The following is a 14,523-nucleotide window of genomic DNA, read 5'->3' as shown; positions in this document are numbered from 1 at the left end:
TTAATATGATATTAGTGGTATTTTGATTATGAATGTACTTCCCATTCCTTTTTCACTTTCAACGGAGATTTCTCCTTGGTGGTCGTCTACGATTCTTTTTGCGTAGGCAAGTCCCAATCCGTGGCCTTTTACGTTATGTATGTCTCCTGTGTGCTCACGATAAAATTTGTCAAATACTTTTTTCTGTACTGCCTTAGTCATACCATCACCCTTATCTTGAATCTTGATGATAATTGAGTCTTTTGTGTTTTCTGTATACACATCAATCTCTGGCGCTCTATCCTCTGGAGTATACTTTACAGCGTTATCCATAATATTTACTAAGACATTAGTAAAATGTGACTCGTTTGCAAGTACCGGAGTACGATCTGCATCTAGATGAAGGTCTATATATCCTCCACGGTCTTCTACTATTAAAAGAACGTGATTACTAGCATCCTCTACTAGTTCGTGCATATCTAAACGCTCTTTTTGAATATCTAGTTCGTTCTTTTCAAGTTTAGAAATACGCAACACGTTTTCTACTTGACCATGCATCCTTTTATTTTCTTCTCTTATGAGTCCTTGATAATAACTAACCTTCTCAGGATTAGTAGATATTTTTGAGTTCTTTAAAGCATCTAGTGCAAGGTTTATAGTTGCTATAGGCGTTTTAAACTCATGCGTCATGTTATTTATAAAATCTGTCTTTATTTGAGAGATTTGACGCTGTTTATTAAGTTGATGTAATGCACTAGAATATGCTATAACAATAATGAGTGTAAATATTATAGATAAGCCAGCCATTCCTAAAATAGAAGAAATTACAAATTTCTTTTCTCCTGGAAACTGTACATATAATGAGTAGTCACTTAGATCTTGATTATAAAGAAATATTGGCTCGCTATATCCTGGAGCAGATTTTCTAAATTTAAAATTATCAGACCTTACTTTAGTAAGTAAATCATTACTATACACTCCAAAATCAAAATCTGTTTCTAGATTTCTCTCTACAAGCTCTATTGTTAAGAGTCTTTCTATTTCTTCTGCAGTAAGTCTCTTATGAATAGGAATCTTAGTCGCTATCTCACTCACTATATCAGAAAATCTAAATTTCTCATAGTCAATAAGCCTTGAGAACTCTTGAATTCTGTTTGAAGTGGTTTCTTCTCCACCTTCTACATTATTCTTTCTTATAATTTGAGTAGACTTTCTGTTTGCATAACGTTTAAAGGCAATACTATCACCTTTTTCACCTATAAAACCAGGTGCTGTTATCTTAAAATCTTCTTGAAGAATACCGCTTGTATAAAGAATAAGTTCATTATTTACTAGATCTTCATTTAGATAAAAATACTCGTCAAACGTAAGATCATCTGGCACTCCTATACTATCTACCATATTCTGCACTGGGTAGTAGTAATCTTCTAACTCTCTGTTTTCAATTTTATCGACAACAGCAGATAATGCTTGTCTAGCATTAAAGCTAAATTGCTCTCGCTTTGTCTCAACACTACTTGTTATCCAGTAGCCTTGAACAAAGATGATTCCTATGAGTGAAAGACTCATAAGAATGATTAATAAGTAAAACAGTTTTTTATTCACTATCCAAAAGTAAGATTTTAACATTTGAAGCCGATTCGGTTTAACCAAATGTTAACAAGCAGCTATTTTACTACTTCCAGCCCTTACCTATACGTGTCATAATATGAGTGTGAATGCGACTTACAGCGTTTTTAGACAACTCCAAAAACTCGTTTTCTATGAGTACATCTGCCATTGCGGTCTTACGATTATCCGTCCATTGCGAATTCATGCGTTTAATTACGTCTTTTTCTGACGCTCGATCCCTTTTCATTACACGTTTAATTCTATCGCTTTTTGGAGCAGTAACTAGAATAGTATAATCACAATCAAGGTGACCACCGTTTTCAAAAAGTATAGCTACTTCTTTAATAACGTAAGGAGCGTTTTGCTCTGATGACCATTTTAAAAAGTGGGCTTTTACTGCTGGATGAACTATGCTATTAAGTCTTTTTAATAATTTAGGACTACTAAAGACTTCGTTTGCGATATAAGCTCTATTTAACTTGCCGTCTATATAAGACTGATCGCCTAGTAAAAATGAAATTTGCTTTATTAAAACCTTATCTGTATTCATGAGCTTCTTAGCCTCCACGTCTGCAATATAGATGGGAACACCTAGTTCGTTAAAAAACGAACCTATTGTTGTTTTACCACTTCCTATTCCACCCGTGAGACCTACAATAATCATACTCTTAGTTTACTACAATAAATTTAACTTGCTTATTAATAAGTCTTACAGACTTAACTCCCTTAGGTTCTCTTGCGATTGTAAGCGTTAAATATGCATCGGCATTATTTGCAGTGGCATAATCACAAGTAACTAAAAAATCTGATGGTGTTATACTTTCAAAATCTTCAAGCTCGACTAGATAAATAATTTCGGCAGTTTTAGGCAAGATCTTTACACGCCTCCCTGGGTCGTTTAATACGGTTACAGGTACAGTAATCTTGCCCTCCGTAAACTTGGCGATTTCTTGATGGAGCGTTATTGATTTATGAGAAACCTTAAGCTCATCTGGTAGCGCATCAAGTGACAGCAATACGTTGTTTGAAAGATCTGTATTGATATTTGTAATTTCCTTTTGCTCTGTAGGTATGGCTTCTATATTTAATAACAAAGAACTAGGCCCCACGACGGTAACACTATCGGGTACTATAGTCATTTTATTTCGACCTCCATACCCACTTTTATAGAGAAGGCTCGCCTTAGATATTACAGGGACCTTTTTTGAGGCAACAGAGTCTATTGTTATAGTAATTTGAGAAGGTGTCATCGCAATAATAGATAGCTCTCCATTAATAACGCTTTTAATTACCTGCTGGTTTTCATTTGTATCAAACGTAAACTCCCTATTAGAAACTCGCTGTAACTGCTCATAGGGAATAGCTACCTCTGGCGCATCTAGCGCATTAGTAAGCAAAGAGAAGCCAGAACCCTCTGCTTGTATTTTAACGAGCTCCGGTATTATAGTCTGGATAGTTCTATCTAGAGGTACATCTGTAACACTTAATGCTACTTCATATTCTGTACTGTACGTTTTTGAGAGCTTGATAAGAGTAGCAACGATAGTAGTAAGCAAGAGAAAGAAAAAGAATTCTCGCGCAGTTACACTATTAATCTTAATTCCCTTAGACATAAATTACAAATCGTTTTACCCCTCTAATGTACTAAAAAAAAGGTGCGGATAGTGTTTACGAGGCTCCTTGCCTAACCATTTAATATGTATCACAGAGGCCATAAAGCCTTTACCATACCCATAAAACTGTATGAATGTGGCTATTAGACTAAGCAATCCAATAGTGATACTTTTATTAATAATAGAAGCATGTAAAAATATAATAGCGGTGTAAAGTGCGTAAAAGCTTATTGCAAAATAATAGCCCACAAAAAGTAATCCTAAGCTCACAATGAGCCCTAATATAAAGAGTGTAGGAAACCAGTATGTTATTTTGGCCGTTGTAGGATGCCATTTGTTTAAGATTGGTCTCACAAGTCCAAATTTATTCACTTGTGTATAAAACTTCTTCCAAGAAATACGGCGTTTGTGATATACAAATGCCTGTGGAATAAGTGCTGTTTGAAAATTAAGTTCCCATAATCTCAGCACCAAATCTGGATCTTCTCCTGGGTGAATATTCCCAAAACCACCACTTGCTTCAAATGCTTTTTTAGAGAGACCCATATTAAAACTTCTGGGCTGGAATTTACCTGTATCTTCTCCTCCACCTCTTATTCCACCTGTGGTAAAAAGAGAGGTCATACTGTAACTTATTGCCTTTTGTAAATTAGAGAAATCAGGATGCGCTGCGTCTGGACCCCCAAAACAGTCTACATATTTTTTCTGTAATTGCTCATTCATAACGCCCACATATGATGGTGGCAATATGCAATCAGAATCTAAAATTATAAAGTAATTACCGCTTGCCCGTTGCATTCCATAGTTGCGAGAGCTTCCTGGCCCAGAATTCGGTTTTGGTAAATATGTGATGTTTAAATTAGGAAATGCTGCAATTTCATCCTCGCAAGAGATTGTTGATCCGTCTTCAATAATTACTACCTCGTAAGGAATTGTAGATTCTTGTGCGTTAAAACTTGCTAGTAATTCGGCAATTTCATCAGGACGATTAAAAACGGGTACAATAAAAGAATAGGATAATTGCATAGAAGACAAAGCTAACGGTTACACAAAGGGTAAGCAACAAAAAACCACCGAGGATGTGTCGATGGTTTTAGTGTGTTTTTAGTACGCTTTCGCGAAAGCGTAAAAAATAAAATCTATTCGTGCCCTTCTGCTTTCATGAAGGCTTCCATCACCTCGTTACTTACACCTGTATTGCTAAAACCTCCATCGTTATAAAGGTTTTGCATAGTTACACGCTTTGTAAGGTCTGAAAATAATGTAATAGTATAATCTGCACAATCTTGAGCAGTTGCGTTACCAAGCGGGCTCATCTTTTCTGCATATGCTATAAAGCCGTCAAATCCTTTTACTCCCTGTCCAGCCGTAGTAGGTGTAGGAGATTGAGAGATTGTATTTACACGTACGTTCTTTTCTTTACCGTAGAAGTAACCAAAGCTACGTGCGATAGACTCTAAGTATGCCTTATTATCTGCCATGTCATTATAATCTGGAAAAACACGCTGTGCTGCCATGTAGGTAAGAGCAACGATACTTCCCCACTCATTCATTGCGTCTTGCTTATAAAGCGTTTGCATCACTTTATGGAAAGACATTGCAGAAACATCTGTTCCTTTTTGTGTCCAGTCATACTTTTGGTCTGTGTAAGCACGACCTTTACGTACGTTTATAGACATCCCAATCGAGTGTAAAACGAAGTCTAATTTACCACCTAGAATTTCTTGTGCCTTAGTTACAAGGTTTTCAAGATCTTCTAAAGATGTTGCGTCTGCAGGTATGATTTCTGAACCTGTCTTTTCGGCAAGGTCATTAATCTGTCCCATACGCATAGCGATAGGTGCATTTGTAAGAACAAAAGTTCCTCCTTCTTCGTGCACACGCTCTGCGGTTTTCCAAGCAATTGAATTAGGATCCAATGCTCCAAAAATAATTCCGCGCTTTCCTTTAAGTAAATTATAACTCATAATATTATTAATGGTTTGATGTGTTTTGTTTTGCTCTCTAGCTTGTTGTTGCTAGAAGAGTGTAAATATCGTGGTTTCTATGTAAACAATCCTAATTAAGTAAATTTTTTGCGTGGTCTATTGCTGCTTGACTTTGCTGATTACCACCTAGCATTGCCGCTATCTCAACAATACGAGCATCTTCATCTAGCTGCTCGATAAAGGTTTGTGTGCGCTCATCTGTATCTTTCTTATACACTTTAAAATGAGAAGCTCCTTGTCCTGCTATTTGCGGTAAGTGTGTGATGCTTATAAGCTGCATAGTACGACCCATTTTTTTAAGTATACCCCCCATTTTTACTGCAATATCACCACTTACTCCAGTATCTATTTCATCAAAAATAAGCGTAGGCAATTGCTTGTGCTTACTTAGTACAGACTTGAGTGCGAGCATAACTCTTGAAAGTTCTCCTCCAGAAGCACCTTTTCCTAATGGTTTGAGCTCACTTCCTTTATTTGCCGAGAATAAAAACTCTAACACATCATTACCTGAAGCATGAAGATCTTCTTGCGTATCTAGAGACACTTGAAATTGTGCATTAGGCATTCCTAACTCTATCAGTAATTTCTCAACCAGCGACTTTAAATGCGGCGCTGCCGTTGCGCGCTCTTTATGCAGCTTTGCTGCTAGTGTACTTGCTTTGTTATGTTGCGTTTTAATTTTATCTTCTAGTGCTTGAATCTTATCATCAACTCCTGCGATATCTTGTAAATCATTATCAAGATTATTTCTAATATCGATAAGCTCCTCTACTGTGGCCACTTGATGTTTCTTGAGTAGAGAATGTAATAATTGCATCCTGTTATTAAGTCGCTCTAGCGTAAGAGGATCTGCATCTACCGCATCAGACATCTCACTCAATGATGCTCCTATATCTTCTAGTTCTAAAAGCGCACTATTAAGCTGCTCATAAATTGCTGTATACTGAGTACCGTAGCTATTTAATCTTGATAATGCTGCTCTTGCATTTGTGAGTTGATCTATTGCACCACTTTCATCTAGAGAAATATTTCGAACAGCAGTAGCAAGCTGCTGCATAATCTCATCTGCATTACTCAACGTATTAAGCTCTTCTTCTAACGCTACATACTCTCCTTCTTTTAAAGAGGCTTCATCTAGCTCTGTAAAAAGGAAAGATTGGTAATCATATTCTAGCTGTGCTTGTTTTTTTCTTTCTAGTAATTCTTTTAGTTCGCTCTGTAAGAGTTTCCAAGCTTTAAAAGATTCTTTGTACTGTCCAAGTAATTTAAGATTGTCAGAAAATGTATCAATCATCTCAAATTGAAAATCATTTTCTACTACCTGTAAAGTTTTATTCTGGCTATGTATGTCTACTAGTCTTGCTCCTAAAATAGTAAGCTGTGCTAGTGTTACAGGAGTGTCATTTATAAAAGCCCTGCTTTTTCCAGAAGGTAGAATCTCCCTTCTTACGATTGTCGCATTTTCATAATCAAGATCATACTCTTTAAAAAAAGGATTCAGTTGATATCCTTCTATATGGAAGACACCTTCTACAATGCACTTCTGCGTCGCATCTCCAGCGCTTGACATATCTGCCCGCTTACCAGTAATAAGACCAAGTGCTCCTAGAAGTATGGACTTACCTGCACCTGTCTCACCAGTAATCACCGTAAAACCTTTATCAAATCTGAGTTGAACAGACTGGATAAGTGCATAATTTTTTATAGATAATGATGTAAGCAATAGTTATAAATATTTAATTAATCTTAGTGCTTTAATACGTATACAAATGTCGATTAAAGCTAATGAAAAATTCCCGCAAGACGGGAATTTTGAACACTGATTATTTTAGATAAAATAATTTTAAAACTTAATCTGCCTCCAAAAATTAGATTTAGTTGGCGCTACTTGATTAAGTGTTTCTACAAGTGATGTAATATTTACAGAGGGTCCAGATGAAAATATTGAAGCAATCTCTTCCGCCTTTGTATCAAAGAACACACGAGTTAAAAAATTATTAGGCCTTTTCTTATACAAAGATTGAAACTGAGATAAAGTGGTTGATATGGTTTGCTTACTGCGTTTTTTATCATCAACCATAAAATCTAAACCTGTACGGTGGTAGCTATACATGATTCCAGCAAACTCCCTAAAGTTAGGAGACAATAAATCTTCGTTTAATCTGTATCTAGATTGAGAACCATCTTGTGGATTCCATCCTGTCTGATTATTAGGTTGTGCGGTAGTAACAATTTGCTTTGCTTCTTGAAAATACTTATCCCCATCATTGAGTTTAAACGTATTTGCATCCATTCCAATAACTGTATAGGCATAAAAAGCCATCACAGAAACTAAGTTAGAATCAAACGTATTAGGGTTATAAATTAGAGGTTGAAACTCCGTATATTCAAAATCAAACTGCTTATCATTAAAATTAAAAGTAGCTGTATCATAATTAGACCCATACACAGGTCTCGAAGCTCCTACTTGCACAGTGGCTCTAAAATTATTTCCCTCTTGCTGAGTGATTATAATATTAAAAGAACAGTCAATGCGCTCTTGCTGTTTGAATCTGCGATCTGTCCACTTTGTGTTATTAACAAACTCCGTAAGTGATCTCTCTAGTGTTTTAAAAACCTGAAGATCTGCTTTGTTAGTTTGCTCTGCATTAATAACAACAACAGCGTTAAGCTCTTGAGCTATTGAATTAAAAGAAAACAATAAGACTATTAATAATGTAAAGATTCTCATAGTACTTGGGATGCTATTTTATCAAATATATCAATAGATACGGCAGCCTTAGACTTTAACTCATATGGTGTTGCGGTACCTTCTTTATCAATAAACGTAATTTTATTAGTTTTGGTCTGAAAACCAGCACCTTTATCATTAAGCGAATTTAAAACAATCCCGTCAAGATTCTTTTTCTTTAATTTCTTTCGTGCATTTTCAATCTCATTTTGAGTTTCTAATGCAAACCCAAGAAGGTATTGATGTGTTTTAATCTCACCTAGAGAAGCAAGAATATCCTTAGTTTTCACTAGGTCGATACTCATTGAGCTATCATTCTTTTTTATCTTTTCTGTAGCAACAGTAGCAGGCTTATAATCTGCCACAGCTGCAGATGCTATAGCAACATCCACATCTTTAAAAATAGCGTGTGCCGCATCATACATTTGCTCTCCAGAGACCACATTATGCACTGTGATCGCACTATTAGTAACTTTTATTGCGCTAGGCCCTAAAATTAAATCTACTTGAGCACCCAGGCTTGCCGCTCTAAGAGCTAGCTCTACTCCCATTCTACCGCTACTATGATTACCTATAAAACGCACAGGATCTATAGCTTCATAAGTAGGTCCGGCTGTAATCATCACTCGCTTCCCTTTAAATGGAAGTTTATTAAGAACATCTTTCTCTATAAATGAAACGATATCCTCTGGCTCTGCCATTCTCCCTTTTCCCACAAGACCAGATGCTAGCTCGCCACTAGTGGCTTCTATCATCACATTTCCATAGGACTGTAATTTCTGAAAAGAATTTTCTGATGAAGGGTGAATATACATATCTAAATCCATTGCTGGAGCAAAATACACTGGACATTTTGCACTAAGATAGGTTGCAAGAAGCAAATTATCTGAGGCGCCATTTGCCATTTTTGAGAGTGTATTTGCCGTAGCAGGAGCTATCACCATAAGATCTGCCCATAGGCCTAGCTCTACATGATTAGTCCATACCGCATTCTCATCTCCTTCAATTGTAAATGAAGAGTGTACTGGATTACGTGAGAGTGTACTCAATGTAAGTGGAGTTACAAATTCCTTTGCTGCCTCTGTCATTACTACTTGCACAGAAGCGCCAGCCTTTATGAATGCTCTCACAAGACTGGCGCTTTTGTATGCTGCAATGCCAGCGGTAACTCCTAAAAGTATTTTTTTACCGCTTAAAACTGACATCTATCTACTCGTTACTTTTTCCTTCTTCAGTAACTGTAGTGTCTCTATGGTAGATACGATCTTCTAACCACTCTTGCACTGCAAGTGCATGAGCTTTAGGAAGACGCTCGTAAAATTTAGAAACCTCTATTTGTTCTTTGTTCTCAAAGATCTCTTCAAGACTATCATTAAATGTTGCAAATTCATCCAACTTTTCTGATAATTCCTTCTTGATTTCAGTGTTGATTTGTGTAGCACGTTTTGCGATGATAGATATCGCCTCATAGATATTATTTGTAGGTGCATCTACAAGATTTTTATCAATAGTCGTAGTACTCAAAGGTGCATCAATGTCCTTGATATTCATAGTATTCATCTTTAATTTAATAGATCATTTGCTTGCAGTGCTTCATTAATCTCTGCAAGTTCCTTTGCTGCCTCATCAGCATATTTACCTTGAGGATAATATTTCTCTAGTGCGTTGTAAGCTGTTTTTGCAGCTTCAAGACGCTCTACTTGGCGACGTTTTACACTTCCCATTGCTAGTTGGTAAGCAGAGTTAAACTTCCAGTATAAAGCATCTTCTCTGTAAATAGAACCTGGATTATCAAGCAAGAAATTATCAAATGCACTTATCGCATTTGGAAACGTTCCTCTACTAGCTCCTATTTTGTTATATCCTTTTGCAATCTCATAAGATTTGCGCTCTAGCTTAGTGTTTAGTTCTTGCACTTTAGCATTAGCATCGTCCACCTGTTCAGAATCTGGATACTCGTTGATAAACCCTTGCAGCTTTTCTAGTGCTATATACGTGTCTCCTTGATCTAAGTTAAATCTAGGCGAACGCTTATAATAACTCTCTGCACTCTTAAATGCAGCTTCCTCTCTTTTTGTACTCTGAGGAAATGACTTCACAAAACGTTCAAACTGATAACCACCACTATAATAGTCTCCTAGTTCATAATACGTATTTGCATATAAATAAGTAACACGTTCTGCTTGAGGTCTTCCTCTATACAAAGGAACAATCTGCTCCCAGAGCCTTAACGCTTTCTTGTATTTCCCTTGACTATACAAGGAATCTGCAAATTCATATTTTGCTTTAATATCATCGTTCTTGAGAACATCTTGATATGTTGAACAAGAGCTCAATAACACTACGGAAACTAATAGGAAAAATATATTCTTCATAAGGGTCTGAAACAGCAGGCAAAACTACGTAAAATCAATTACATAACATAACTTAATTAATAGTGCTCAAAAATAAACGCTTTGACCCTGCTAATTATTTTGTTATGATACGTTTAACTTTTTTGAATAACAGAAAGTGCATTACCTATTTTTTCATGTAATACATCACTTGCTGCCATTAATGGCAATCTTACGTAAGGCTCGCAAATCCCTTGATGAGACAGTAATGATTTGATTCCTGCAGGGTTTCCTTCTTCAAAGATTAAATCTATCATTGATAGCAGTGGTAAGTGTTTTTGGTACGCTTTCGCGAAAGCGTTATTCAAACCATCATTCATAATCTGAGAAAAATAGGAAGGTAATCCTTGACCTATTACAGAAATAACACCACTTCCTCCTGCCGAAACTAACGGCAATGCAAGTGCATCATCTCCTGAAAGCACTACAAAATCTTCTGGCACCTTGTGTATCAAGTGTAATACTTGAGCCATGTCATTTACAGCTTCTTTAATAGCTACAATGTTCTTAAAATCACTAGCCAGTCTTGCCGAAGTTACCGGCGACATATTGCTAGAAGTTCTACCTGGCACATTGTATAAAATGATAGGCAAAGGACTCGCCGCAGAAATAGCTGCAAAGTGTTGATATATTCCCTCCTGTGTAGGCTTATTATATGCCGGAGAAACTGAAAGAATCGCTGTAATTCCATCAAAATCACCAGTGGCAAGTTCCTCTACTACTGCAGCTGTATTATTACCACCCACACCTAGCACTATAGGCAAACGCTTATTTGTAACTTTTATAATGTGAGCAACAATCTGTTGCTTTTCTTGAATGGTAAGTGTTGCTGTTTCGGCAGTGGTACCTAGTGCTACTAGATAGTTAATGCCTCCAGCAATGCAATGCTCTATAATACGTGTAAGCCCGTCAAAATCTACAGATAAATCCTTGTGAAATGGCGTTACAAGTGCAACACCCGTCCCTCTCAACTCTTTCATTAATGTATAACTTTTAAAATCTTTAAATACTTTTCAAACTCTTTTATAAAAACTGACTCTTGACCATCATTTACATGAATGGTAAGGTCATTTACAGATTCCATTTCTGGAGACACTCCTATTTTTAAAACTGCATTAGACATAGCCGTCATAGCCCTAAGAGCGAGTGCATCTGAGTGGTAATAACTTATTAGAATATCAAAACGCTGTTTTTTAAAATCTTCAAGAGGTGCTGTTTTAAAAACACCTTTCCAGCCTAATTGCTTTTCAGAGAAAAGTGATGGAAGCTCCTTTTGATCTTTAGTCATCGTTTTCACATACTCTAGCACGACCAAGTCTTTTTCTGAAAGACTTAAAATCTTAAGAATCTTCTTGAGAGATGCAGGATCAAAAGGCTTTGTACTGTCTTGTAATAATGCCAGAACAACCGGCTTTGCCCCACTAGGCTTATAATCGCGTTTGCGTAGTTGCTTGTCTATTTGCTTGTGAATAGATTTTGCTTTTAATCCGTTTAAAAACATGTAACTTTACTTTCATACAAATGTAGCCAAAATATACTGCTACTTATGACACAAAAATGAAGAGAACAACGCTTATAACTATCATTAGTTCTATTGTTATATATACAACAGTAGTCTCATGCAAAAAAGAACTTCACTACGCACCAGAACGTATAAAAAGCGAACTCATTACTGTAAATAATAACACAGGAGAAAACGCTGAAATTGTATCGTTTATAGATCCTTACAAAAATGCCATACAAGCAGAAATGGATAGTGTGCTTGCTGTAGCACCCGCATCTTACACAAAAAAAGATGGCAAGTTTAATACGGCAGTAGGAAATATGATGGCAGATGCTGTTTATGAAATGACAAACCCTGTGTTTGAAAAAAGGGCAGGTTATCCTTTTAATGCTGTTCTCTTAAATTATGGAGGGATACGCTCTGCGCTTAACCAAGGGCCTATTACTACAAGAACAGCATATGAGTTAATGCCTTTTGAAAATGAAGTAGTGGTTGTTGAGTTAAGTGGCAAGCAAATGAAGGCTATGTTTCAGTACTTAAAAAATGGAACTGCTCACCCTATTTCTGGAATGGAAATTCAACTATCTAATGATGGCGAAATAAAAAAAGCCCTAGTTCAAGGAGAAGAGGTTGCTGACAATAACACTTACTTTATCGCGACAAATGATTACCTCATGAATGGCGGAGATAATATGACCTTTTTTGAAAACCCTGTAAGTGTGCTCCCTTTAGATTATAAAATTAGAAATGTGCTCATAGATTACTTCAAGAAATATGACACCATAGCACCAGTGAGAGATAATAGATTTACAAGAGACAGCAAATGATACGTAGAAAATTTATAAAACAAACTGCAGCTGCTAGTAGCCTTATAGGGTTAGGAGGGTTAACTATGGGAATGAATAGTAATTCACTCCTAAAACCAAGTAAAAAGCACATCACCATACTTCATACTAATGACGTGCACAGTCATGTAGAGCCTTTTCCATCTAATGATCCTAAATATGCAAATCTAGGAGGAGCCGCTCGTAGAATGAACATTATTCAGAATGTGCGCAAAGAAAACCCAAACACACTTCTTCTGGATGCTGGAGATATCTTTCAAGGTACTCCATACTTCAACTTTTACGGTGGAGAACTTGAGTTTAAGCTTATGTCCATGATGGGATATGATGCAGCAACAATAGGTAATCATGATTTTGACAATGGAATAGGTGGTCTTGCTGCCCAAATGCCTAATGCATCATTTGAACTGCTCTCTTCTAACTATGACTTCTCAAACACCATTATGGATGGTCTTACAAAGCCATATAAAGTTTTTGTGAAAGACGGCGTACGCATAGGTGTTTTTGGAGTAGGAATACAACTCAGTGGACTTGTAAATAAAACGATGTTCAAAGAGACTACCTATCTCGACCCTATAGAGCTAACCACAGATACCGTAGATGCGCTTAGAAACAAAGAGCACTGTGATATCGTAATTTGTTTATCGCATCTTGGATATTCTTACAGGAACGAAGATAAAATTTCTGACCTCACACTAGCTGCAAAAACTGCTGGAATTGATTTAATTATAGGCGGTCACACTCATACATTTTTAGAAAAACCAACAATTGTTCAGAATAAAAATGAAAAGTTTGTGCTTGTTAATCAAGTAGGTTGGGGAGGTATTAATTTAGGTAGAATAGATTTCTATCTTGATGAATCTAATAACCTCAAATCATCTAGCTTAGTACTTGACGTGTAAACCTCGTAGCATCATTTTCTCTTAAACAACAAAACTGAAGAAATAATTGAAACGTATTAAATATACGATTCATCTATTTTCTTAGTGCTTTCAAGTCGCGTTAAAAACATTGCAAAAATAACCTTAGCTATTCCTGCACAAAAGAGCGTCACTAGAAGGAAAAAATGAATATCAAGTATATAAGTGTAAATAAATGCAAAAGCAGACTCTACCAGCACTGCTGTAGCCACAAATGTCAACAAGAGATTTGATGGGTGCTTGTTAAATAAAGGGATTGCATATAACAAGGAAATAAAAACAAGTAATGCCACAAAAGAGACTAAAAAGACTGGAAGGTCAGCTATCTCCGGCAGGATATTGTAAGCCAAATAACTTATAAAAGTGGTCACTGAAAAGACACCTAGTAGAATCTCAACATACAAGTGTTTAGGAAAATTTTTGATTTCAAAGTGCATGACTTCTCTCAGCGCATAAAGCATTGATAAAAAACAGAAAATCATTGCGATAGACACTAAATAGGTGTATTTATCAAAATCAATTAAAAAGAATATTTCCGCAATCATTCCAGAGATAAGCGTGATTAAGAATGGAAAGTGAAATTGTCCAGTTGCCTTATAAACGTATAGAAACATTAAAACACCAAATACTGGATATAGGTAAAAGGAGGCTTCAAGACTTAAAGCCATCGTTACTATTACGATTAAAATCGTGGTCGAAATTGCTGCAAGTCTATAGTTGCGCCCGTGTATGTAATATGCTCTATCGATGTATCAAAGCTAAATAATTCCACTTTAAAAAAAAACTAACGCACAGTTATTATGACAGTTACACAAAAAATCCCTTTTATAAATTGAAATATGTATTTCAATGTCCTAAATATAAAAGACGAGCAAGTAAGCTCTTTTGAGACCTCTCAAATTCTTACTGATATTAGAACTCTTTAGAGAAAATTTCGCG

Annotated in this window: 15 protein-coding genes; 2 read left to right on the top strand and 13 right to left on the bottom strand. The window is 36.2% G+C overall.

The features are described from left to right. From ACJJVW_RS10940 to ACJJVW_RS10885, 12 genes are all read right to left on the bottom strand, one after another. Positions 1–1,548: a HAMP domain-containing sensor histidine kinase gene (locus tag ACJJVW_RS10940; RefSeq protein ID WP_298326439.1), complete on the bottom strand. Its 1,548-nt coding sequence runs from the start codon at positions 1,546–1,548 to the stop codon at positions 1–3. A 106-nt stretch (positions 1,549–1,654) separates the two neighbouring features. Next, positions 1,655–2,254, bottom strand: a complete 600-nt coding sequence (coaE, locus tag ACJJVW_RS10935) for a dephospho-CoA kinase (RefSeq protein WP_298326442.1) — start codon at positions 2,252–2,254, stop codon at positions 1,655–1,657. 4 nt (positions 2,255–2,258) lie between these two features. Next, the gene (locus ACJJVW_RS10930; protein WP_298326445.1) at positions 2,259–3,203 is read right to left on the bottom strand and encodes a hypothetical protein; all 945 of its coding nucleotides are present in this window, start codon (positions 3,201–3,203) and stop codon (positions 2,259–2,261) included. A 15-nt stretch (positions 3,204–3,218) separates the two neighbouring features. Then, entirely contained in the window at positions 3,219–4,229 is a 1,011-nt protein-coding gene (locus ACJJVW_RS10925) for a glycosyltransferase family 2 protein (RefSeq protein WP_298326448.1), read from the bottom strand. A gap of 113 nt (positions 4,230–4,342) precedes the next feature. After that, positions 4,343–5,170: an enoyl-ACP reductase gene (locus tag ACJJVW_RS10920; protein ID WP_298326453.1), complete on the bottom strand. Its 828-nt coding sequence runs from the start codon at positions 5,168–5,170 to the stop codon at positions 4,343–4,345. Positions 5,171–5,261: 91 nt separating this feature from the next. Continuing rightward, positions 5,262–6,914 carry a DNA repair protein RecN gene (gene recN / locus ACJJVW_RS10915; RefSeq protein ID WP_405251871.1) on the bottom strand — a complete coding sequence of 551 codons (1,653 nt, stop codon included), beginning with the start codon at positions 6,912–6,914 and terminating at the stop codon, positions 5,262–5,264. Positions 6,915–7,034: 120 nt separating this feature from the next. After that, on the bottom strand, positions 7,035–7,922 hold the full coding sequence (locus ACJJVW_RS10910) for a DUF4835 family protein (RefSeq protein ID WP_405251869.1): 888 nt from the start codon (positions 7,920–7,922) through the stop codon (positions 7,035–7,037). Continuing rightward, entirely contained in the window at positions 7,919–9,127 is a 1,209-nt protein-coding gene (gene coaBC / locus ACJJVW_RS10905) for a bifunctional phosphopantothenoylcysteine decarboxylase/phosphopantothenate--cysteine ligase CoaBC (RefSeq protein WP_108878131.1), read from the bottom strand. The genes ACJJVW_RS10910 and coaBC overlap by 4 nt, the downstream gene beginning before the upstream one ends. A 4-nt stretch (positions 9,128–9,131) precedes the next feature. Continuing rightward, entirely contained in the window at positions 9,132–9,473 is a 342-nt protein-coding gene (locus ACJJVW_RS10900) for a DNA-directed RNA polymerase subunit omega (protein ID WP_144783265.1), read from the bottom strand. Between the two features lie 11 nt (positions 9,474–9,484). Further along, positions 9,485–10,297 (bottom strand): outer membrane protein assembly factor BamD, encoded by an 813-nt coding sequence (locus ACJJVW_RS10895; RefSeq protein ID WP_405251867.1) that lies wholly within the window; start codon positions 10,295–10,297, stop codon positions 9,485–9,487. Positions 10,298–10,410: 113 nt separating this feature from the next. After that, complete coding sequence (gene dapA, locus ACJJVW_RS10890) at positions 10,411–11,295, bottom strand: 4-hydroxy-tetrahydrodipicolinate synthase (RefSeq protein WP_405251865.1); 885 nt, start codon at positions 11,293–11,295, stop codon at positions 10,411–10,413. Next, on the bottom strand, positions 11,295–11,816 hold the full coding sequence (locus ACJJVW_RS10885; protein ID WP_405251863.1) for a DUF6913 domain-containing protein: 522 nt from the start codon (positions 11,814–11,816) through the stop codon (positions 11,295–11,297). The genes dapA and ACJJVW_RS10885 overlap by 1 nt, the downstream gene beginning before the upstream one ends. Before the next feature lie 56 nt (positions 11,817–11,872). On the opposite strand from ACJJVW_RS10885, the gene ACJJVW_RS10880 reads away from it, so the two are divergent. Both ACJJVW_RS10880 and ACJJVW_RS10875 read left to right on the top strand, forming a co-directional pair. Further along, positions 11,873–12,646, top strand: coding sequence for a 5'-nucleotidase C-terminal domain-containing protein (locus ACJJVW_RS10880; RefSeq protein WP_298326476.1), 774 nt, complete (start codon positions 11,873–11,875; stop codon positions 12,644–12,646). Continuing rightward, positions 12,643–13,566, top strand: coding sequence for a metallophosphatase (locus ACJJVW_RS10875; protein ID WP_339847883.1), 924 nt, complete (start codon positions 12,643–12,645; stop codon positions 13,564–13,566). Before ACJJVW_RS10880 ends, ACJJVW_RS10875 begins: the two co-directional genes overlap by 4 nt. A 56-nt stretch (positions 13,567–13,622) precedes the next feature. On the opposite strand, the gene ACJJVW_RS10870 is transcribed toward ACJJVW_RS10875, so the two are convergent. Continuing rightward, positions 13,623–14,129: a hypothetical protein gene (locus tag ACJJVW_RS10870; protein ID WP_405251861.1), complete on the bottom strand. Its 507-nt coding sequence runs from the start codon at positions 14,127–14,129 to the stop codon at positions 13,623–13,625. Positions 14,130–14,523 lie beyond the last annotated feature (394 nt).

The sequence above is a fragment of the Dokdonia sp. Asnod3-C12 genome (assembly GCF_045063975.1).
GTDB lineage: Bacteria > Bacteroidota > Bacteroidia > Flavobacteriales > Flavobacteriaceae > Dokdonia.
Note: the sequence above shows the minus strand (reverse complement) of the source record. Positions and strands in the feature narration are given on the sequence as shown.